The sequence below is a fragment of the Nocardia sp. NPDC056541 genome (assembly GCF_042794235.1).
Lineage (GTDB): Bacteria > Actinomycetota > Actinomycetes > Mycobacteriales > Mycobacteriaceae > Nocardia.
Map to the genome: position 1 here is coordinate 23,151 of NZ_JBHTUD010000032.1, position 20,682 is coordinate 43,832.

Consider the following 20,682-nt stretch of genomic DNA (forward strand, 5'->3'; position numbering starts at 1 on the left):
TTAGTACATGGGCGGGGGGGGGTGCGGCGGGCGGGGCGGTGAAAAGGTTTCCCCCCCCGCGGCCTAACACAGCCGCGCCCCCCCCGCCGCCTACCCGGGCGCGGGCGGACTCGAAACCGTTCACTGCGGACGGAACGGGCCGATCAGGCCCGTTCCCGCAGGTCAGGATCACACGTCGTAGTAGAGCTCGAACTCGTACGGGTGCGGACGCAGGTTGACCGGGGCGATCTCGCTCTCGCGCTTGATGTTGATCCAGGTCTCGATGAGGTCAGGCGTGAAGACGTTGCCCTCGGTGAGGTAGTCGTGATCCGCCTCAAGACGGTCGATGACCGTGGCCAGGCTGGTGGGGGCCTGGGGGATGTTCTTGGCCTCCTCCGGCGGGAGCTCGTAGAGGTCCTTGTCGACCGGGGCCATCGGCTCGATCTTGTTCTTGATGCCGTCCAGGCCTGCCATCATCATGGCGGCGAAGGCCAGGTACGGGTTGCCCGAGGAGTCCGGCGCGCGGAACTCGATGCGCTTGGCCTTCGGGTTGTTGCCGGTCACCGGGATACGCACGGCGGCCGAGCGGTTGCGCTGCGAGTACACCAGGTTGATGGGGGCCTCGTAGCCCGGCACCAGACGGTGGTACGAGTTGACGGTCGGGTTGGTGAACGCCAGCAGCGACGGGGCGTGGTGCAGGATGCCGCCGATGTAGTGACGCGCCAGATCCGACAGGCCACCGTAGCCGGCCTCGTCGTGGAACAGCGGCTTGCCGTCCTTCCACAGCGACTGGTGCACGTGCATGCCCGAGCCGTTGTCGCCGAAGAGGGGCTTCGGCATGAAGGTGACAGACTTGCCTTCCTGCCACGCGGTGTTCTTCACGATGTACTTGAACAGCTGCAGGTCGTCCGCCGCCGAGAGCAGCGTGCCGAACTTGTAGTTGATCTCGGCCTGACCGGCGGTGCCGACCTCGTGGTGGCCGCGCTCGAGCTCGAAGCCCGCGTTCTGCAGGTTGGTCGAGATCTTGTCGCGCAGGTCGACGTAGTGGTCGTACGGGGCGACGGGGAAGTAGCCACCCTTGTTGCGGACCTTGTAGCCGAGGTTGCGGCTGCCGTCCGGGTTGAACTCCTTGCCGGTGTTCCACGAACCGGAGACGGACTCGATCTCGTAGAACGAGCCGTTCATGCCGGAGCCGTAACGGATGCCGTCAAAGATGTAGAACTCGGCCTCGGCGCCGAAGAAGGCGGTGTCGGCGATACCGGTCGAACGCAGGTACTCCTCCGCCTTGCGCGCGATGTTGCGCGGGTCGCGGGAGTACGCCTCACGGGTGAACGGGTCGTGCACGAAGAAGTTCAGGTTGAGCGTCTTCGCGGCGCGGAACGGGTCGATCCGGGCGGTGCTGAAGTCGGGGAGCAGGAGCATGTCCGACTCGTCGATCGACTGGAAGCCACGCACCGAGGAGCCGTCGAACGCCAGACCCTCTTCCGCCAGGTCAGCGGTGAACGCCTTGGCCGGGATCGAGAAGTGCTGCTGGACGCCGGGCAGGTCGGAGAAGCGGATATCGACGTATTCGATGTCCTCTTCCTTGATGTACTGGATGACCTCTTCGGCCGTGCTGAACGTCACTTGCTCTCCTTACGAATCGGTTCCCAGCCAGTCGCGATGCTGGCCCTTTCGAACGACCTGCGCGCAGTCGCTACGAAGGGGTTCGTCGCGACCTGACGCTAAGGACGCGGTGTTTCCCAACAGTCAAGGCTATGTTTCGCCAGTGTTACGCGAGCCGGATGCCTGGGTGATGTCAGCCATTCGGGTGCGATCTTCACGCTAATCCTGCCATCCGCGTGATCCCGCGCTGACGTGACCTCCATTAATGCGGTCGTGGGCGACCGATCGCGCGCCACTATCCTGGGTCCCATGGCGCGTATTACCGGCACATGGCTATCCGGATCCCCGGGCGAACCCGGCGACTCGGACATCTCCGGCTACCCCGGTGAGCTGTACGGGCTGCCGCGCGAGGGAGCGGGCTCGCTCGCCCCGACGTGGCGACGCGTCGTCGCGCTGTTCATCGACTGGTTCATCGCGGTCGGGATCGCCGCGGTGATCACCCGCAGCTTCGCATCGTCGTCGATGCCGCTGCTGGTGTGGTTCGTGGTCGGCGTGGCCGCGGTGACGCTGTTCGGGTTCACCCCGGGGCAGTACTTCACGAAGCTGCGGGCGCTGCGCATCGACGCTCCGGTGGCGGTGGGTTTCGTGCGCGCGCTGGCCAGGCAGGTGCTGCTGGTGTTCGTGGTGCCGGCGCTGTTCACCGATGCCGACGGCCGCGGCATGCACGACCGGGCGACCGGGACGGCACTGGTCAACGCTCGCTGAGCCGTTGGGTCCGCTCGTACTCGCGCGCGGCCATACGATCAAGCCGTGTCACTGAATCCGGCCATGTTGGCCGTACGTTTTCTGCTCGAATTGATCGCCATCGCCTCGTTCGGCGTCTACGGATGGCGCGCCTTCGACTCGCCATGGCGGTACCTGCTCGTGGTGGTCCTGCCGATCGCGGCCGCGACGCTGTGGGGCGTGTTCACCCTGCCCGACGATCCGGGACGCGGCGGCGGTTCACCGGTGCCCGTCTCCGGCCCGGTCCGGCTGCTCGTCGAGTTCGCGGTGCTCTTCGGTGGCGCCGCGGCACTGTGGGCCGCTTCGCTGCCGCGGCTCGCCTTGATCTCGGCGGCTGTTCTCGTCGGTTACCACCTGTTGGCATACGACCGGGTTCTGTGGCTGCTGACCGGCCGCTCACCCAACGCCTGAAACGGCGCGAGCCCGTCACCTGACAAGGTGACGGGCTCGCGGCGGGAGTGGGTCAGCGGCGACGGATCGCGCGCTGCATGCCCTTCATCTTCGCACCGGGGGGCATCGGGCCCTTCGGCATCGCGGGACCACTGCGCGAACTCAGGGCCGAGAGCCTGCCCTCGATCTGGTCGATCCGCTTGACGTCGATGTTGCGCGGCAGCTTGGTGAGGTACTTCTGCAGCTCCTTGAGGGGAGTCTGGCCTTCCTCGTTGCCGACGATCACTTCGTAGATGGGGGTGTCACCGACCAGGCGGGCGGTGCGCTTCTTCTCCTGCGCGATGAGCGAGCGGACTCGCTGCGGCGAACCCTCGGCGACGAAGATCACCCCGGGCAGGCCGATCACGCGGTGCACGGCGTCGAGCTGGGTGGTCGCGGCGACGCCGTTGGCGACCCGCCACTTGCCCTGCAGGTTCTCCAGCACCCACGCCGCGGCGCCCGCCTGACCCTCAGCCTTGCGGTACACGTTCTTCTGCACGCGGCGCCCGAACAGGATGAATGCCAGCAGCACACCCAGCAGCAGACCCAGCGGCAGCAGGAACCACTGCATGTCGAAGATCAGCCCGATGAGGAAGAAGACCACCGTGGTGCCGACCAGTGCGCCGATCATCAGCGGCAGCAGCGCCTTGTCTTCCTTGCGCTGCATGTTGAACGCCTGCCACAACTGCTGACGACGCTCGCGTGATGCCTGCTTACGGGCCGCTTTAGCCGCGGCCCTGGCTTCCTTCGACGGCTTGCCGCCCTTGCCTCCTGCCATGGTGTCAGCTTAGATGGCGCGCCGCCGGGGCGTCTGACCGCATCACACCGTGCGACGATCCCGGCGTTTCGGGCACGTTCGGCGGGCGGCGGCCCATGCCACAGGCCACAATGGCTGAGATGCGCCCGATCACCGAGAACCCCGCCCTGCCCCCCGTCACCGAGGGTGTCGATGACGAGGTCGCCCGGCGGCTGGCTGTCGCGCTGCAGTGCGTGACGGTGTCGACCGAAGATCCCGCGCACACCGCGCACGCGGAGTTCGCGCGCCTGGCCACCCACCTCGAGACATCGTTCCCCCGCGTGCACGCCGAGCTGACATTGACGACCTTCGGTCACAGCAGGCTCTACCGCTGGGACGGCGCCGAGCCGGGCGCGGTGTCGGCGATCCTGCTCGCGCACCAGGACGTGGTGCCGGTCGACGACGCGCAACGCTGGACCCATCCCCCGTTCGACGGTGTCGTCGACGACGAATTCATCTGGGGCCGTGGCGCGATCGACGACAAGAGCCGCGTGCTCGCCGTCCTGGAAGCGGTCGAGTCGGCGCTGGAAACCGGAATTCGCCCGCGCCACACCGTGTTCCTCGCCTTCGGTCACGACGAAGAGGTCTTCGGTGACGGCGGCGCGGTCCGGATGGCCCAGCACCTGCGCGACCAGGACGTGCGCGCGGAGCTGCTGCTCGACGAGGGCGGGGTGATCACCGACGGCGTCGCCGACGGGGTCGACCGGCCGGTGGCCAGCATCATGCTCGGCGAGAAAGGCTATGCGACGGTACGGCTTTCGGTCACCGAGACCGGCGGCCACTCCTCGATGCCCGGCAAGCAGACCGCGGTGGGACGGCTGGCACGCGCGGTCGCACGCGTGCAGGACCATCCGATGCCACTGCGGCTGACGCCGGTGATCAGCGACATGCTCGCCCGCATGCGTGAGGCGCTGCCCGAACCACGACGCCGGCTGCTCGAGCTCACCGACGCACGCGGGCTGTCCAGGCTGGCCGGACCGCTCGTCGCCCGCATCATGGCGACGGGCCCGACCACCGAGGCGCTGGTGCGCACCACCACCGCGCCCACCGTGATCAGCGGCGGCGTGAAGGCCAATGTGCTCCCGCAGAGCGCCGAGGCACTGGTGAATTTCCGTATTCTGCCCGGTGATTCGGTGGCGGCGGTGCTGGCGCACTGCACCAGGGTGATCCGCGATATCGGCGTGGCGATCGACCTCGTCGGACCCGCATCGGAGCCCTCGCGGTTCCACGGGCCGGGTCCGGCTTTCGACATGGTCGCCGAGCTGGCGTCGAGCGTGGTGCCCGGGATCGTGACCACCACCGGGATCGTGCCCGGCGCCACCGATTCACGCCACTACGACGGCCTGGCCGCGACCCGCTGCAACTTCGCGCCGATCGTGTTGACCGCGGCGGATCTGGAACGGATCCACGGAACCGACGAGCGGATCTCGCGACTCAACTACGCTCGGCTGATCGAGTTCAACCGGCGCCTCATCGAGCGGCTCGCCGCGGCGCCCGAAGCAGGAGGAGCGCCACGATGACGACCGACACCGGCGAGTTCGCGGGCCACGGCGGCAAGATCGCCTGGCGCGCATGGCAACCGGAGTCCGCACCGCGCGCGGTGGTGGTGCTGGTGCACGGCGTCGCCGAACACTCGGGCCGCTACGAACACGTCGGCACGACACTGGCCGAGGCCGGCTTCGCGGTCTACGCGCTCGACCACATCGGGCACGGCCTGTCCGAGGGCCCGGCGGCCAATATCGGTTCGATGCAGGGCGCCGCCGACAATGTCGCGACCCTGCTCGATCTCGCGGGCGCCGCCCATCCCGGTGTCCCCCGGTTCCTGCTCGGACATTCGATGGGCAGCCTCGTGGTCCTGCACCAGGCGACCCGCGGACCGGTCGACGTGGCGGGCATCATCGTGTCCGCGCCGCCGCTGGACATCCCGCTCGGCAATCCGCTCCAGCGCCTCGCCGCTCCCCTGCTCACCCGGTTCGCACCGAATCTCGGTGTGCTGACCCTGGATTCGTCCACGATCAGCCGCGATCCCGAGGTGGTACGCGCCTACGACGACGACCCACTGGTGTTCCGCGGCAAGCTGCCCGCGCGCACCGCGGTGGAGATCCTGCAGCACACCGCGCTGGTGAAGCAGCGTCTCGGCGCGCTCACCGCGCCGCTGCTGGTAGTGCACGGCACCGCCGACGTGATCGCGTCACCGTCGAGCGCCGATCTGCTCGAGCGTGACGCGGGCTCGACCGACGTGACGGTGCTGCGCTATCCCGGGCTCTACCACGAGGTGTTCAACGAGCCCGAGCGCGCGAAGGTGCTCGGCGATGTCACCGACTGGCTGTCAACCCATGTTACCGGTCAGTAAGTTTTTGCGCGGGCGACACTAGTAGACTTACCACCCATGACCACGTCTACCGGCGCCGTTGCCTTCATCCGCGCCAGCTGGCACAGCTCCATCGTCAACAAGGCGCACGAGGGCTTCCTCGCCGAATACACCGGCTTCGGGTTCGATCCCGAGGTCGTCGAGGTGTTCGACGTCCCCGGCGCGTTCGAGATCCCGCTGCATGCCCAACGCCTGGCCCGCACCGGCCGCTACGACGCGATCGTCGCCGCGGCCCTGGTCGTCGACGGCGGCATCTACCGCCACGACTTCGTCGCCTCCGCGGTGATCGACGGCCTGATGCGCGTGCAGCTCGACACCGATGTGCCGGTGTTCTCGGTAGTGCTCACCCCGCACCACTTCCACGAGCACAGCGAGCACGTGGACTACTACACCAACCACTTCGTGACCAAGGGAGCCGAGGCTGCCCGCGCGGTGGCGAACACCCTCAGCTCCCTGCGGTCACTGCCTACCTCGCGCTGACTACTTGAACTGGTTCAGGCAGGCCTGCTCGCCGCTGAGGACACCGGTGCGGAACGCCTCGAGGCGCTGATATCCGCTCGGCACCACCTTGCCGTTGACGTCGGAGGCGGCGAGGCCGTCGGCGAGCAGGCCGGAGACCGCTTCGTCGAGGTCACCGGCCGACAGGCGCGGATCGCTGTTCGGCTCACTGAGTTTCGTGGTGAGCACGCCCGTCAGGCACGCCGTGCGCAGGCCCGCCGACTCGGCACCCGACAGCGACAGCTTGCGATCCTGCTGCACCGCGAGGGCATAGCGGGACACGAACACCGCGGCGGCGTTGTAGTCACCGGTGACGACCGCCGACAGCGGCTCCTCCTTGGCGCTCGACCCCTCACCCGCACGCTTGGCCATGGCGGGGACATCGGTGCCGATGGTGTTCGAGCCCGGGCAGTAGGAGACCGGCTCGGTGGTGGTCGTCGACGCGCAGTTGCGGGTGACGCCGGCGTAGTCGAACTTCGGCGCGGTCTTCACCGGCATCGACTTGCCGAGCTGGGCGGCCAGGGTGGTCAGGGTCTCCTTGTTCACCGGCAGCTGCTTGTCGCGTTCATCTTCTTCGAAGGTGACGGGCAGACCGGCGCGACGCTTCTCGATCTCGTCCTCGTTGATGTCCTTGCACGACTTGGCGCCCTGGGTGTAACCCATCTGCACCGCCGTCACCCGCTCGAACGCCGAACCGTGCACGGCGTCGGGATCGTTGGGGTCGCGGTCGCGCACGGCGACGGTCGCGCCGAGCACACCGTTGAGCCCGTCGGTGGTGTTGAGCGTGAAGTGCTTCGAATTGCCTTCTGCCACATGACGAAGGAACACACCGGCCAGGCAGTCGGCCTGCTGCTCCTTGACCAGCGCATCGGTGAGGAACCCGCGCAGCAGGTCGGCCTGGGACTGGATGGCGTGCCCGTATTCGTGGGCGAGCACCATCACCACCGACATTTCCTTGTACTTGTCGACCAGCAGCGGCAGCAGGACGGTGCGGTCCCAGCCGATGGTGTGGTCGAGCGGGCAGTACGCGGCGTTGACCAGCTTGTAGGTGCTGCTCTTGCAGAACTGCACCGACTCCGACTCCGGCGCCTTCGCCGACCAGGAGATGTACTTCGAGGCGGGCTTGAAATTGCCACGGAAAGTCTTGGAATACTCGGTCTGCCAGTACTCTTCGATGTCGGCGATGGCGTTGAGAGCGAGCTTGTCGATCTTGCCGTTGTCGCCGTTGTCGGCCTTCTTGTCCGTGTCGGGCACACCGGGACGCGACCCGCTGGGACCGGTGGACGACGCCGCGCCCGCCACCTCCCATGGATTGTCCATAATCGGCTGCGCCTGGTCGCTCGCGACAGTTGTCGCGCCGCAACCGGATACGAGCATGCCGATACTCATCAAAGCTGCCATGGTCGCGCCGAACCGATGTCTTCTCATGCGCTGTCCTCCCCAAAAATGACGCGGCCGCCTTGCGGTCCGCGATCGAGCGCTCACATGGTAAACGACTACTGTCACAGGTCCATTCGGATCGTGGCCAGCACCGCGCGATGGTCGGAGCCGGGGATGGTGAGCGTGCGGATCTGTTCGGCCACCCCACCTGCGACGAGGATGTGATCGATCCCGATCACCGGTCCCCACCGGCGATCCGCCGGGTAGGTGAGCAGGACACCGTCGCCGGTCTGGTCGGCGGCCGAGGCGAACGCGCCGTCGAGCAGTGCTCGATAGGCCGAGTGGTCGTGTGTCGCGTTGAAATCCGCGCCGACGATCGCGGGTGCGCTGGTCGCCGCGAGGATCTCGTCGACCCGGCGCATCTCGGCCGACCAGGCACCGAAGTCGATATTCGGCGGGATCGGATGGAACGCGAAGACCGACATCGGCCCGCGCTGTGGATGTTCCATCGTCGCCGAGATATTGCTCATGACGAAGCCGTCGTATTTCTTGGTGTCGCGCAACGGGTATCGGCTGTAGATGCCGGTGCCGCCACCACCCGACTGCGCCGGTTCCAGGTAGAAGTAGGGCAGTCGTTCTTCGAGTCCGGCCACACGCAGACCCGTGATCGAGTCGACGGTCAACTCCTCGACGGTGAGCACGTCGACGTTGTTCTCCCGCACCGCACCGACCACGGCGACCGGATCGGCCTGGCCGAACAGGATGTTCGACTGCATCACCACGAGTTCGGGCCCATCGGCGGCCCTGGCCTCCGGAATGTAGGACGGCACCACCAACCACGCGGCACCGGCCAGCACCAGTGCCGCCGCCCCCGAGCTGCGCCAGCCTCGGGCGAGCAGCAACAGCACCAGTCCCACGACCGCGCCGAGCATCAACCACATCGCCCCCGACGCCAACAGCACCATCGACTTCTGGCGCCAGTCCACGACATGCAACACGATCCCGGCCACCGCCGCGACCACCGCGCCCCACCCCAGGACGAGCAACGCTCGTTCCGCCCATTTACGCATCATGAGGTCACCCTAAGCGGCGCCGCTTTCAGGTCTCTTGCGGCTGTCTTGGGAACTCCGTGAGGACCTACACTGGCCGCCGGAAGGGAGGTGACCGTGTACATCGAAGAGTTCTCCGCCGCGGGTCCACTCACCGAGCGGGCCGTCGAGGAGCTGATGACCGTCGCGAACAAGTACACCTCGGCGATCACCCTGACCGTCGGTGAGCGCACCGTGCAGCTCCCGGTTCTCCCGGTCTGCTGGGATGAGCTGCGCGTCGGCGCGGGCACCGCGATCACGGTCGAAGCCGACCGCGGCTACCGACCGGCCGACCTCGAGGACCGCACCGCGCTGACCGACTTCGTCTCGACCTTTCAGCGCGCGACCGGTAGGCCCTAGAGCGGCAGACCCGCCTCGATCCAGTTGTAGGCCTGGATCTTTCGGGACTCGGGATCGTTGACCACCTGGTTGATGAGGTCGTTGATCTGATCGGTGGACAGGGGGTAGCCGTAATGTTCGGCCGCGCCCGCCGACGCCCACAGCGAGGCGAACAGACCGGGCCCGCCGAGAAGGTGGGACAGCACGGTGGCGACCTCGTCGACGGTCTCGATGACCCCGTGGACCAGAGCGATCGCGATGTCCTCGTCGCCGGGCGGCATGCCGGGGGCCAGCGCACCGGATTCGACGGCGCGCTGGGCCAGCCACGCACGCGGGACCAGCGGGCTCGGGCCGATGGCGTCGCCGAGGTAGTAGCGCCATTCGCCCGGGTTGCCCTGGTCGAAAGCGTGGATGTAGAAGGTGCGGGTGAGCGCCCACAGGGCGATGTAGCGCAGGGCCAGCTGTTCGGGACCGAGCAGCGCGTCGGGGCCCTCGGCGCGGTCACGCTCCAGCAGGTTCCAGGCGAAGCGGAACCAGACCTGTTCGGAATTGCCGACCCAGGTGGCGGGCAGGCGGTCGGCCAACGCGGCCAGATCGCCGACCGGGCCGTCGATGCCGCTGTCGCCGGAGGCTTCCACGCGCAGGTTGTCGACATAGCCGCGCAGGGCGTCGACAGAGGTGAACACCGCGTAGCCCAGCTGGGCGAAGCGGGTGAGGTCGGCATTGGACGGCTCGAGCACGAGCACCACCGGCATGCCGACGCCCGGCTGCAGGCCCTCTGGCCAAAAGGCTTCGGCGACAGCGAGTTCGCGGCCGGTGACCGGGTCGGAGACCTCACTGTCGAGCAGCGGGAAGCCGAAGCCGTCGGCGACGAGATCGTCGACGAGCGCGTTGACCTGGTCCACCGCGGGATCGCCGATGGTCACTCCGGCGACACCCACCGTCAACAGGGTCGGGCGGTGCAGCTTGCCGGTGCGCAGCTTTTCGAGGAACGCATCCGCCGAGGCGGAGAGCATTTTGCGGCGCGCCCGCAGGAACTCACGGTAGTTCTCCACCCGCCACAGCGACGAGTCGGTCGGAATCCACTGCGAGGCGAGCACACCCGGGTTGCGCCGTTCCATCTCGGCGAAGTAGTCGGCGGGCTCACGCTCGCCGAGCTCGGCCTCCGAGCCGGGGCTGAGGAAGCAGAAATTGGCGATCGCGTTGATCTCGTTGCGTTCGTAACCGGCGTCGCGCAGCAGGGTTTTCGGGAACAGGTAGTGCACCTGCACCGGCGTGCGCTCACCGAACTGCTCGATGCCGAGTTCGGAGCCGGTGCCGAGATCGCGGGAACCGTCGACGCGGGTGAGCATGTACAGCAGCGGATAGAACCGGGAACCGCGAGTGGCACCGGCGAAGTCGTCGGCGCACAGGTCGAGCGAGCCGCCGCGCAGCCGTTCCAGCGAGCCGATCAGCGCGTTGATGCCGCCGCGTTCGAGCGTGTCGTAGTCCTGTTGCAGGAACGTCTCGGTGGAGCCGCTGAACCGGCCCCAGAGCGCGGAATGCACGTACCAGTACAGCACCCGGTCGCGGTGCAGGTCGTCGTCGAAGCGGCCGCCGTTGAGGAACAGCAGGCGGGTGATCACGGGAATCGCGTAGCGCCCCATCAGGACTCGGTCGTGATCGAGGCCGAGCCTGCCCGCCACCGTGTCGAGGAAGGTGTCCACCTGTTTCGTGGTGGCCACCAGGGCCTGCTCGAATTCCGCGGGCGCCAGATCGCCGAGCGCGTCGAAGTGCGCGCGGCCGTTGCCGACGGCGATCACGTTGCGCAGCAACCAGTCCAGGGTGAAGGTGTAGCCGTCTTTGTCCCAGCGGATCAGGTGGTCGCGCAGGTTGCCGCGGGCCTGCGGCCACTGCGCGCACAGAGTGGCCAGCGCGAGGTCGCCCTTGGACAGTTTGGTGCCGCCGGAGTTGACCCGGTTGAAGATGTCGACCACCTCGTCGACCGTGCGATCCGATCCGGTGATGGTCTCGACGTTGAACTCGCGGTTGGCGACCTCGCGAACCTTGTTCAGCCGATCGAGATAGAGGGCAAGGGTTTCCGGCGACTCGTCCGGGAACCTGGCCAGATAGTGCATCGGGCCCTGGGCGAACAGTTCGGTGATGTCGATCCAGGCCGGTGCGGTATCGCGGCCGGGCACCTGGAATTCGAAGAGCTCCCGCTCGACATCGAAATGCAGACCGGTAAAGGCGATCTCGTCGCCTTCGAAGAACGACGGCGCTGTCCCGCGCATGATCCCGTACAGCGTGGTGATGCGCTGCTGACCGTCGAGCAGCAACTGGCGCAGCCCCGAGCCGGTCGTCGACCCGCGTACCGCGATCTCCTCGGACCCGGTCTCCCACACCAGCAACCCACCGACCGGATACCCGAGATACAGCGACCGCATGAGTCCACGCACCTGGTCGCGGTTCCACACGTAGCCGCGCTGGAATTCGGGCAGCAGCACAGCACCGGAGTCGATCTGGTCGAGCAGGGTGGACAGACGTGTCACGGCAGCCTTTCGATCGAGATCCGGTGGCAGACAAGCGCCCCATCGTTGCACGAATCGTACCGACACATCCCGACATGCCAGCGGCCGAACGGAACTGGCGTGATCACTCCATCCCGGACACCGCTGCCCGGAAGGCGTCCGAAGCGTAGAACGGTGCCAGCCTGCGACGCAGCACGGTGTCGAGATAACCGCGCTCGTCGAGTGTTTCGAGGACCGGCGGGCCGAAACGCAGCGCCTCCTCGAGCATCTCCGCGCGCCCTACGCCCAGCTCAGCCAGCAATTCGGCAAGGGGGGTGTCGCCGTACTTGTCGAAGACGTGGTCCACTCCCTCGTCGAGCAGGGCGCGGAAGTAGTCGGTATCGCGGAAGGTGCGCCAGAATTCGAAGACGAGCACGACGATGTCTTCGACATCGGTGGCCGAGACCAGATCACGGAACGAGCCGACGGCGACGCCGGTGTGTTTGCGCCAGGTCTCGCGGGCGCTGTCGAGCAACACTTCGTCGGCGTCACTACTGTTGCCGCGCAACACGAATCGCGCACCGGTGCGGGTGAGCCTGCCGACACCGTGCTCGATCGCGGGCATCGCGGGTTCGGCCAGCCGCGACAGCGCACCGCGCAGCGTCCGGGCCAGGCCACCGCCTTCGGGGTGTAAACCGTCGTCGACCGCGGTGACCACCGCGCGCTGGACCGCCTCGACGCACGCGTCGACGGTCACCGGGCTGTTGAGCACCAGACGCACCAGCCGGTGGGTGAGATCCAGATCGGCTACGCCGTCGACCAGCTCGTCGAAGCGGCGGTTGTCGACGAGCTCACCGACCTCGATCTCGTCGTTGGCGCGATGGTTGTACAGGCGGGTGGCGATCTCACCGACGAGTTCGGGAATAGCGCCTTCGACGGGAACCTGCACGGCGAACTTGTGCGCGACCGCCTTGATCTGCTCACGGGTCACCGCCTGCGCGAGGGTCAGTTCCGCGGCCTCGTCGAGCGCGCCGTCGATCTCCTCGGTGACGAACTCGAGGAAGCCGGCGGGCTCGCGCAACTGCTGCTTGGTGAACGCCACGTGTGCGTCGAGCACCCGCATGGCCAGGTCGACGTGCCCGCCACGCCCCGCGTTCATCTCACCCATACCGCTCAGATTGGCACAGTCCGCGACGCGATGTGAAAGGGGCGTTCGCATTGGTTGCCGACCGACTCGACACGCCGGTCTTCCACGGTATACACCGCCCACATCGCAGTGTGACAAACCGCAAGGCGCGGTTTGCTGGCGAGTATGGCATACTGGGTTGCTGAGACTGGGCTGATCGCAAGTGATCGCCATGGCTCACCTACGGAAAAGACTTTTAAAACATGACTCAAGGCACCGTCAAGTGGTTCAACGGCGAAAAGGGCTTCGGCTTCATCGCCCAAGACGGAGGCGGCCCCGACGTCTTCGTTCACTACTCGGCTATCGGCGGCTCGGGCTTCAAGTCCCTCGAAGAGGGACAGCGGGTGGAGTTCGAGGTCGGCCAGGGCCAGAAGGGCCCCCAGGCCCAGGACGTCCGCGCCATCTGATTTCGGCGTGAACTGAAAAGCCCCGCACCAGTGGTGCGGGGCTTTTTCATGTCCGGACTATCCCCCGAACACGCGCTCGACGACGGCCTTCGCGCGGCGGGTGATGCGCATGTAGGTGTCGAGGAATTCGCTGCCGTCGTCGTTGGGCCAGCCGGCTACCCGAGCCACCGCCGAGAGCAGCTGGCCCGGGCCGGGGAGTTGGTCGGTCGGCTTGCCCTTGACCAGGACGAGGGCGTTGCGGGCGGCGGTGGCGGTGATCCACGATTCACGCAGGAGCGCGACGTCTTCGGGTTCGAGGATGCCCTCGGCTTCGATCACGTCGAGCGACTGCAGGGTCGAGGTGTTGTGCAGCGCGGGTATCTCGTGCGCGTGGCGCAGTTGCAGGAGCTGGACGGTCCATTCGATATCGGCCAGGCCGCCGCGGCCCAGCTTGGTGTGGGTCGACGGGTTGGCACCGCGCGGGAGTCGCTCGGAGTCCACGCGCGCCTTGATGCGGCGGATCTCGCGGACCGATTCCTCCGACACCCCGCCGGTCGGATAGCGGATCGGGTCGATGACGTGCAGGAAGCGCACGCCCAGATCCTGATCGCCCGCCACCTGGTGGGCGCGCAGCAGCGCCTGCATCTCCCACGGCTGGGCCCACTGCGCGTAGTAGGCCTGATAAGCGGTCAGCGTGCGGACCAGGGGCCCGTTGCGCCCCTCGGGACGCAGGCCCGCATCCACCTGCAAAGGCGGGTCGACGCTCGGTGCGCCGAGCAGCCGCTGCACCTTCTCGGCGATCCCGTTGGCCCATTTCACGGCCGCGGCCTCGTCCTCACCGGGGCGCGGATCGCAGACGAACAGCACGTCGGCGTCGGAGCCGTAGCCCAGTTCCATCCCGCCCAGCCTGCCCATGCCGATCACCGCGAAGTCGGCGGGCGCGGGCGCACCACGTTCGGCCTCCGAGGCGCGGATGACCGCGCTCAGTGCCGCCTCGAGCACCGCAACCCACACCGACGACAGCGCCGCGCACACCTGTGCGACGTCCAGCATGCCGAGCACATCGGCCGAGGCGACCCTGGCCAGTTCGTGGCGGCGCAGTGAACGTGCTGCCGCGACAGCACGTTTCGGGTCGTCGTAGCGGGCGGCCGCGGTCTGCATGCCGCGGGCGACGTCTTCGGGTTTTGTGCTGAGCAACTGCGGGCCGCCGGGCCCGTCGGCGTACATGCGGATGGTGTCGGGCGCGTTGATCAGCAGGTCGGGCAGGTACTCCGAGGAACCGAGCACGATCATCAGACGCTGGGCCACCGCACCCTCGTCACGCAGCACGCGCAGGAACCAGATCTGGTCGTCGAGCCCCTCAGACACCCTGCGGTACGCGAGCAGCCCGGCATCGGGATTCGGTGTGTCACCGAGCCATTCGAGCAGAGTCGGCAGCAGAAGCGCCTGGATGCGGCCCTTGCGCGAGACGCCGCCGGTGAGCGCCTTGAGATGGCCGAGCGCGTTGGCCGGTGCGCCGTAGCCGAGGGCAGCGAGCTGGCGGACGGCGGCGTCGGGGCTCAGGCGCAGCGCGTCGGAGTCCATCCGGGCGACCGCGTCCAGCAGCGGGCGATAGAACAGTTTCGCGTGCAGGCGCCGGACTCGCACGGCGTTGCGGCGGATGTCGGTGTCGAGCACGCCGACCGCGTCCTGGCGGCCGTCGGGACGGATGTGGGCGGCGCGGGCCAGCCAGCGCATGCCCTCCTCGTCATCGGCCGCGGGCAGGGTGTGGGTGCGCTTGAGCCGCTGCAATTGCAGGCGGTGTTCGAGCAGGCGCAGGAATTCGTAGGAGGCGGTGAGGTTGGCGGCGTCCTCACGGCCGACGTAGCCGCCCGCGGCGAGGGCCGTGAGCGCTTCGACGGTATTGGTGACGTGCAGTGCCTCGTCGACCCGGCCGTGCACCAATTGCAGGAGCTGCACGGCGAATTCGACATCGCGCAGGCTGCCCGCGCCCAGCTTGAGCTCGCGCTCACGCATGTCGGCGGGGACCAGGTCCTCGACCCGGCGGCGCATGGCCTGGACGTCGGCGACGAAGTCGGGACGTTCCGACGCGGTCCAGACCATCGGCATCAGCGCGTCGCGGTACTGCTTGCCGAGTTCCATATCGCCGGTCATCGGCCGGTTCTTCAACAGCGCCTGGAACTCCCAGGTGCGCGCCCACCGCTTGTAGTAGGCGAGGTGGGAGTCGAGGGTGCGCACCAGCGCCCCCGCCTTGCCCTCGGGGCGCAGTGCGGCGTCGACCTCGAAGAAGGCCGAGCTCGCGACGCTCATCATCTCCGCGGCCAGCCGGGTCGCGGTCGCGTCGGCCGGTTCGGCGACGAACACCACGTCGACGTCACTGACGTAATTCAGTTCTCGCGCACCGCATTTGCCCATCGCGATCACCGCGAGGCGCACCGGCACCGGGCCGTTCTTACACACCCTGGCCACCGCGACCGACAAGGCGGCGGTGAGCGCGGCATCGGCCAGGTCCGACAGGTGCTTGCCGACCACCAGGTACGGCGGCACCGGTTCGTTCTCGACGGTGGAGGCCAGGTCGACCGCGGCCAGTAACATCAGCTGATCGCGGTACCTGCCGCGCAGCAAGGCGACCGCCTCCGGACCGGCGATCCCGGCACGCCACAGCATCGGCCCCGCGTTGGGTCCGGTCTCCGGCGCCGCGTCGACGGCGTCGAGCAGGTCGGCGATCAGCTCGTCACGGCTGGGAAGTTCGTTCTCGCGCAGCACTTTCCACGCGGCCGGGGCAGCGACCAGGTGGTCGCCGAAGGCCGTCGACGAGCCGAGCAAGCCGAACAGCCTGCCGCGCAACGTGGTGTCGGAACGGATCGCAGAATCCAGTTCGGGCCATGCGTCTTCGAGCGATTCGCGCAGCCGCACCAGCGTGGACAGGGCGAGATCGGCATCGGGCGAACGCGAGAGTGCCCAGAGCACCGGCACCCCGTCGACGTTGTCCCAGCCGAGTTGATGCAGGGAAGCCGCCGCTGTCGGTTCGAGGAGACCGAGCCGGCCGACGCCGGGTACAGCGGAGCGGGCAGTCGGTGGCCGGACCATAGCTGTGATCCTAGCGGCTGGCGCCGCGGGCTTTCGGCCCGGAAGCCTTGATCCGGTCAGCCCGGATCAAGGCGGCTCGGGATCACTCAGAGACTCAGGTACTCCTTCAACTCCCAGGGAGTGACCTGTGAGCGGTAGTCGGCCCACTCACGGCGCTTGTTGCGCAGGAAGAAGTCGAAGACGTGTTCGCCGAGGGTTTCGGCGACCAGCTCGGAGCGCTCCATCGCCTGCAGGGCCTCGTCGAGGGTGCCGGGCAGGGTGCGGAAGCCCATGGCGCGACGCTCGGCGTCGGTCAGCGACCACACGTCGTCCTCGGCCTCGGGGGGCAGCGTGTAGCCCTTCTCGATACCGCGCAGACCCGCGGCCAGCAGGACCGCGAAGGTCAGGTACGGGTTGCAGGCGGAATCAGGGCTGCGGATCTCGACGCGACGCGACGACGACTTGTTCGGGGTGTACATCGGCACCCGCACCAGTGCCGACCGGTTGGACCGGCCCCACGAGGCCGCGGTCGGGGCTTCGCCACCGTGGATCAGCCGCTTGTAGGAGTTGACCCACTGGTTGGTGATCGCGCTGATCTCGGGGGCGTGCTCGAGGATGCCGGCGATGAACGAGCGCGCGGTGCCCGAGAGGTTGTTCGGGTCGTCGGGATCGGCGAAGGCGTTGTTCTCGCCCTCGAACAGGCTCATGTGGGTGTGCATGGCCGAGCCGGGGTACTGGGAGAACGGCTTGGGCATGAACGTCGCGCGCACGCCCTCGTCGATCGCCACCTCTTTGATCAGGTACCGGAAGGTCATCACGTTGTCGGCCATCGAGAGCGCGTCGGCGTAGCGCAGGTCGATCTCCTGCTGGCCGGGAGCGCCCTCGTGATGGCTGAACTCGACCGAGATGCCCATCGATTCGAGCGAGTCGATGGCATGGCGGCGGAAGTTCGGCGCCGAATCGTGCACGGCCTGGTCGAAGAAGCCGCCGTTGTCGGCCGGGGTCGGCTCGTAGCCGCCCTTGAGGTTGTTCTCCAGCAGGAAGAACTCGATCTCGGGGTGCACGTAGCAGCTGAAGCCCGCGTCGGCGGCCTTGTTCAGCTGACGGCGCAGCACGTGGCGCGGGTCGGCCCAGGACGGCGAACCGTCGGGCATGGTGATATCGCAGAACATCCGCGCCGAGTGCTGGTGGCCCTTGGAGCTGGCCCACGGCAGCACCTGGAAGGTCGACGGATCGGGCCGCGCGACCATGTCCGCCTCGGACACGCGCGCGAAGCCCTCGATGGCCGAGCCGTCGAAGCCGATGCCCTCCTCGAAGGCGCCTTCGAGCTCGGCGGGCGCGATGGCGACGGACTTGAGGTAGCCCAGCACATCGGTGAACCAGAGACGGACGAAACGGATATCCCGCTCTTCGAGCGTCCGCAGCACGAATTCCTTCTGGCGATCCATACCGGCGAGCGTAAGCACCCGGCGTTAAATCCGTGTTACATACGGAGACGGGTTTGCGATCTCGTCACATCGTTCGCACATCTCACCGGCCACGACGGGGCGCGGTGAGCACATGTGGCTCTCAGCATGTGAGACCGGGCGCGGGCGTGGCGAGATCGACGAGGTAGTCGATCACCGCGGTGTCGAGGCACTGATCGCCCGCCACCAGAGCGGCGGTGTGCCGATTGCCGCGGAAGGTGATCAGGTCGGCACCCAGCTGGGCGGCCAGGTCGACACCGGCCTGATACGGCGTGGCCGGGTCGTCGGTGGTGGAGACCACCACGGTGGGCGGCAGTCCAGGGGCCGAGACGCGATGCGGGCTGCTGGTGTTGGGCACCGGCCAGGCGGCGCACAGTTCCAGTGGGGCGGCGCCGGTGCCCTTGCCGTCGTCGAGGAACGGGGCGGCCTTGCGGTATTCGGTGTCCTGACGGCCGGTCACCGCGGGATCGGTGACGCGCGGATCGTCTACGCAACGGATCGCGTTGAAGGCGTCCTGGGTGTTGGCGTAGGTGCCGTCCTGGCGGCGGCCGTCGTACATATCGGCCAGCTGCAGCAGGGTGTCGCCGCTGCCCGCGCGCAGTTCGGTGAGGCCCTGGGTGAGGATCTGCCACAGGTCGTCGCTGTAGAGAGCCTGCTGGACGCCGGTGATCGCGTCGTTGTAGCTGAGACCGCGCGGGTCGGCGGTCGGCGCCGGGGCCTTCTCCAGCGGCCCGACCAGCTCGCGGAAACGAGTGACGGCCTGGGCAGGATCGGTCCCGAGCGGGCAGTCGGCGTTCTTCGCGCAGTCGGTGGCGTAGGCGGTGAACACGCCCTGGAAGCCCGCCGCCTGCCGCAGCGACTCCTGGACCGGGTCCTGCGAGGAGTCGACGGCGCCGTCGAGAACGAGCGCGCGCACGTTCTGCGGGTACTTCTCGGCGTAGGCCGAGCCGAGGCGGGTGCCGTAGGAGTAGCCGAGGTAGCTCAGTTTCGCGTCGCCGAGCACGGCCCGCATGACATCCATGTCCTGGATCACCTCGCGCGTACCGACGTGACCGAGCAGGTCGACGCCGGAGCGCTGGGCGCAGCGGTCGGCGTACTCACGGTTGTCGTCCTCTGCCTCGGCGATGCCCGCCGGAGTGTTGTCGGTGGGCGGCTCGGCACGTTCGGCGTCGGCCTGCTGCGGGGTGAGGCAGACGATCGAGGGCAGCGACGAGCCGACACCGCGCGGATCGAACCCGACCCGATCGAACTTCTCCGCCAGTTCGGTGCGGTTGCCGACACCGACCATCGACAGGCCGGAGACGCCGGGCCCACCCGGGTTCATCAGCAGCGAGCCGACCTTCTCGCCGGTGGCCGGGATCCGGGAGAGCGCGATCTGGGCGGTCGGGCCGTCCGGGCGCGCGTAGTCGATCGGCACGGTGATCCGCGCGCACTCGGTTTTGGGTGGCAGCCGGTCCTCCGGGCTGCCGTAGCCCTCGCACGAGCCCCAGTCGATCTGCTGGTCGTAGAAGCTGTTCAGACCCGGTGGGGGCGGGGGCAGTTCAGCACGCGGCGCGCTGTCCCCGCCGGTGCCGCATCCGGTGACGATCAACGCAGAGACAGCGCCGAGGAGCACGACGAGCCGGCCTCGCTGCACAGTGGGCCCACCTTTCCGCGCCCTGCGGCGCACACAATGCGCCCGAACGGGCTCGCATCACGGTAACCGAATCGCCCGGTGTGACCGATCACACCGGCGCCTGGCCTTAAACCCGTGCGGGCGCAGGTGGCACACTGAGGTGGTCAGAAACGCCCGGGGACCCGGTATGGGCCTCGAGGAACCAGACGAAAGGGACGATGATGTCCGTATCCGATGAGCAGACTCCTGCCTACGGTGCCACTCCCGCCGACAACAAGCCACGCCGCAAGACCCGCGTCCAGCATCTCCAGCAGATGAAGGCCGACGGTGAGCGCTGGTCGATGCTGACGGCCTACGACTACTCGTCCGCCCGGCTGTTCGAGGAAGCCGGTATCCCCGTGCTCCTGGTCGGCGATTCCGCCGCCAATGTCGTCTACGGCTACGACACCACCGTGCCGATCACCGTCGACGAGCTCATCCCGCTCGTGCGCGGTGTCGTGCGCGGCGCCCCGCACGCGCTGGTCGTCGCCGATCTGCCGTTCGGGACCTACGAGTCCTCGCCGCAGCAGGCGCTGGCGACCGCCATCCGCTTCATGAAGGAGGGCGGCGCGCACGCGGTGAAGCTCGAGGGCGGCGAACGGGTCGCCGAGCAGATCGCGCTGATCACCTCCGCGGGCATCCCCGTGATGGCCCACATCGGATTCACCCCGCAGAGCGTGAACACCCTGGGCGGTTTCCGTGTCCAGGGCCGAGGCGACGGCGCCGAGCAGCTCGTCGCCGACGCGATCGCCGTGCAGGAGGCCGGTGCGTTCTCGGTGGTCATGGAAATGGTCCCCGCCGAGATCGCGGGCCAGGTCACCCGCAAGCTGACCATCCCGACCGTCGGCATCGGCGCGGGCGCCGACTGCGACGCCCAGGTGCTGGTCTGGCAGGACATGGCCGGCTACACCAGCGGCAAGACGGCCAAGTTCGTCAAGCGCTTCGGCAACGTGGGCGACGAACTCCGCACCGCCGCTGCCACTTACGCCGCCGAAGTCCGCCAGGGCACCTTCCCCGGCCCAGAACACAGCTTCTGACCGGACCCACAACAACCTGTCCCCGTCCCTGCCCCCGTCTTCAACAACCCACCCAACCCAGCCACCGCACTCCCGACCCCTAGGGAGGGACGGCCACGAAGTGGCCGGTCCGCGGCCGGGCCGCCGG

17 protein-coding genes are annotated in these 20,682 nt (G+C 67.9%); 8 read left to right on the forward strand and 9 right to left on the reverse strand.

Features of this window, described 5'->3' with window-relative positions; genetic code table 11:
* Positions 1-168 precede the first annotated feature (168 nt).
* On the reverse strand, positions 169-1,605 hold the full coding sequence (gene glnA / locus ACFQ9R_RS33085) for a type I glutamate--ammonia ligase (protein ID WP_266299126.1): 1,437 nt from the start codon (positions 1,603-1,605) through the stop codon (positions 169-171).
* A gap of 288 nt (positions 1,606-1,893) precedes the next feature.
* Here glnA (ACFQ9R_RS33085) and ACFQ9R_RS33090 point away from each other — a divergent pair, with 288 nt between their 5' ends.
* A complete protein-coding gene (locus tag ACFQ9R_RS33090) occupies positions 1,894-2,349 on the forward strand; it encodes an RDD family protein (RefSeq protein WP_378996506.1) in 456 nt (151 codons plus the stop codon).
* A gap of 45 nt (positions 2,350-2,394) precedes the next feature.
* Positions 2,395-2,778, forward strand: coding sequence for a YrdB family protein (locus tag ACFQ9R_RS33095; RefSeq protein WP_378996508.1), 384 nt, complete (start codon positions 2,395-2,397; stop codon positions 2,776-2,778).
* Between the two features lie 52 nt (positions 2,779-2,830).
* Here the strand turns inward: ACFQ9R_RS33095 and ACFQ9R_RS33100 are convergent, their stop codons facing one another.
* A complete protein-coding gene (locus ACFQ9R_RS33100) occupies positions 2,831-3,574 on the reverse strand; it encodes a DUF4191 domain-containing protein (protein WP_301905683.1) in 744 nt (247 codons plus the stop codon).
* A gap of 119 nt (positions 3,575-3,693) precedes the next feature.
* On the opposite strand from ACFQ9R_RS33100, the gene ACFQ9R_RS33105 reads away from it, so the two are divergent.
* The 3 genes from ACFQ9R_RS33105 to ACFQ9R_RS33115 are packed head-to-tail and all read left to right on the forward strand — an operon-like array spanning position 3,694 to position 6,443.
* Positions 3,694-5,112: a M20/M25/M40 family metallo-hydrolase gene (locus ACFQ9R_RS33105; protein WP_378996511.1), complete on the forward strand. Its 1,419-nt coding sequence runs from the start codon at positions 3,694-3,696 to the stop codon at positions 5,110-5,112.
* Positions 5,109-5,945, forward strand: a complete 837-nt coding sequence (locus ACFQ9R_RS33110) for an alpha/beta hydrolase (protein WP_378996513.1) — start codon at positions 5,109-5,111, stop codon at positions 5,943-5,945. The genes ACFQ9R_RS33105 and ACFQ9R_RS33110 overlap by 4 nt, the downstream gene beginning before the upstream one ends.
* 36 nt (positions 5,946-5,981) lie before the next feature.
* Positions 5,982-6,443: a 6,7-dimethyl-8-ribityllumazine synthase gene (locus tag ACFQ9R_RS33115; protein WP_358071185.1), complete on the forward strand. Its 462-nt coding sequence runs from the start codon at positions 5,982-5,984 to the stop codon at positions 6,441-6,443.
* On the opposite strand, the gene ACFQ9R_RS33120 is transcribed toward ACFQ9R_RS33115, so the two are convergent.
* Together ACFQ9R_RS33120 and ACFQ9R_RS33125 are read right to left on the reverse strand one after the other, a co-directional pair.
* Positions 6,444-7,889 (reverse strand): metallopeptidase, encoded by a 1,446-nt coding sequence (locus tag ACFQ9R_RS33120; RefSeq protein WP_378996516.1) that lies wholly within the window; start codon positions 7,887-7,889, stop codon positions 6,444-6,446.
* Between the two features lie 74 nt (positions 7,890-7,963).
* Positions 7,964-8,914 (reverse strand): endonuclease/exonuclease/phosphatase family protein, encoded by a 951-nt coding sequence (locus ACFQ9R_RS33125; RefSeq protein WP_378996519.1) that lies wholly within the window; start codon positions 8,912-8,914, stop codon positions 7,964-7,966.
* A 93-nt stretch (positions 8,915-9,007) separates the two neighbouring features.
* Here ACFQ9R_RS33125 and ACFQ9R_RS33130 point away from each other — a divergent pair, with 93 nt between their 5' ends.
* Positions 9,008-9,289, forward strand: a complete 282-nt coding sequence (locus ACFQ9R_RS33130) for a hypothetical protein (protein WP_378663632.1) — start codon at positions 9,008-9,010, stop codon at positions 9,287-9,289.
* Here ACFQ9R_RS33130 and ACFQ9R_RS33135 read toward each other — a convergent pair.
* Positions 9,286-11,799, reverse strand: a complete 2,514-nt coding sequence (locus ACFQ9R_RS33135) for a DUF262 domain-containing protein (protein WP_378996521.1) — start codon at positions 11,797-11,799, stop codon at positions 9,286-9,288. The genes ACFQ9R_RS33130 and ACFQ9R_RS33135 overlap by 4 nt on opposite strands.
* A 103-nt stretch (positions 11,800-11,902) precedes the next feature.
* Entirely contained in the window at positions 11,903-12,925 is a 1,023-nt protein-coding gene (locus ACFQ9R_RS33140; RefSeq protein WP_378996523.1) for a hypothetical protein, read from the reverse strand.
* 221 nt (positions 12,926-13,146) lie between these two features.
* Between ACFQ9R_RS33140 and ACFQ9R_RS33145 the strand changes: the two genes are divergently transcribed.
* On the forward strand, positions 13,147-13,350 hold the full coding sequence (locus tag ACFQ9R_RS33145) for a cold-shock protein (protein WP_056821080.1): 204 nt from the start codon (positions 13,147-13,149) through the stop codon (positions 13,348-13,350).
* Between the two features lie 57 nt (positions 13,351-13,407).
* Here the strand turns inward: ACFQ9R_RS33145 and ACFQ9R_RS33150 are convergent, their stop codons facing one another.
* The 3 genes from ACFQ9R_RS33150 to ACFQ9R_RS33160 form a co-directional block, all read right to left on the reverse strand.
* Complete coding sequence (locus ACFQ9R_RS33150; RefSeq protein WP_378996525.1) at positions 13,408-16,419, reverse strand: bifunctional [glutamine synthetase] adenylyltransferase/[glutamine synthetase]-adenylyl-L-tyrosine phosphorylase; 3,012 nt, start codon at positions 16,417-16,419, stop codon at positions 13,408-13,410.
* Positions 16,420-16,505: 86 nt separating this feature from the next.
* Entirely contained in the window at positions 16,506-17,846 is a 1,341-nt protein-coding gene (glnA, locus tag ACFQ9R_RS33155; RefSeq protein ID WP_378996527.1) for a type I glutamate--ammonia ligase, read from the reverse strand.
* 121 nt (positions 17,847-17,967) lie between these two features.
* Positions 17,968-19,500, reverse strand: coding sequence for an alpha/beta hydrolase (locus ACFQ9R_RS33160; protein WP_378996529.1), 1,533 nt, complete (start codon positions 19,498-19,500; stop codon positions 17,968-17,970).
* Between the two features lie 200 nt (positions 19,501-19,700).
* Here ACFQ9R_RS33160 and panB point away from each other — a divergent pair, with 200 nt between their 5' ends.
* Positions 19,701-20,555, forward strand: coding sequence for a 3-methyl-2-oxobutanoate hydroxymethyltransferase (panB, locus tag ACFQ9R_RS33165; RefSeq protein WP_378639174.1), 855 nt, complete (start codon positions 19,701-19,703; stop codon positions 20,553-20,555).
* Positions 20,556-20,682: the final 127 nt, after the last annotated feature.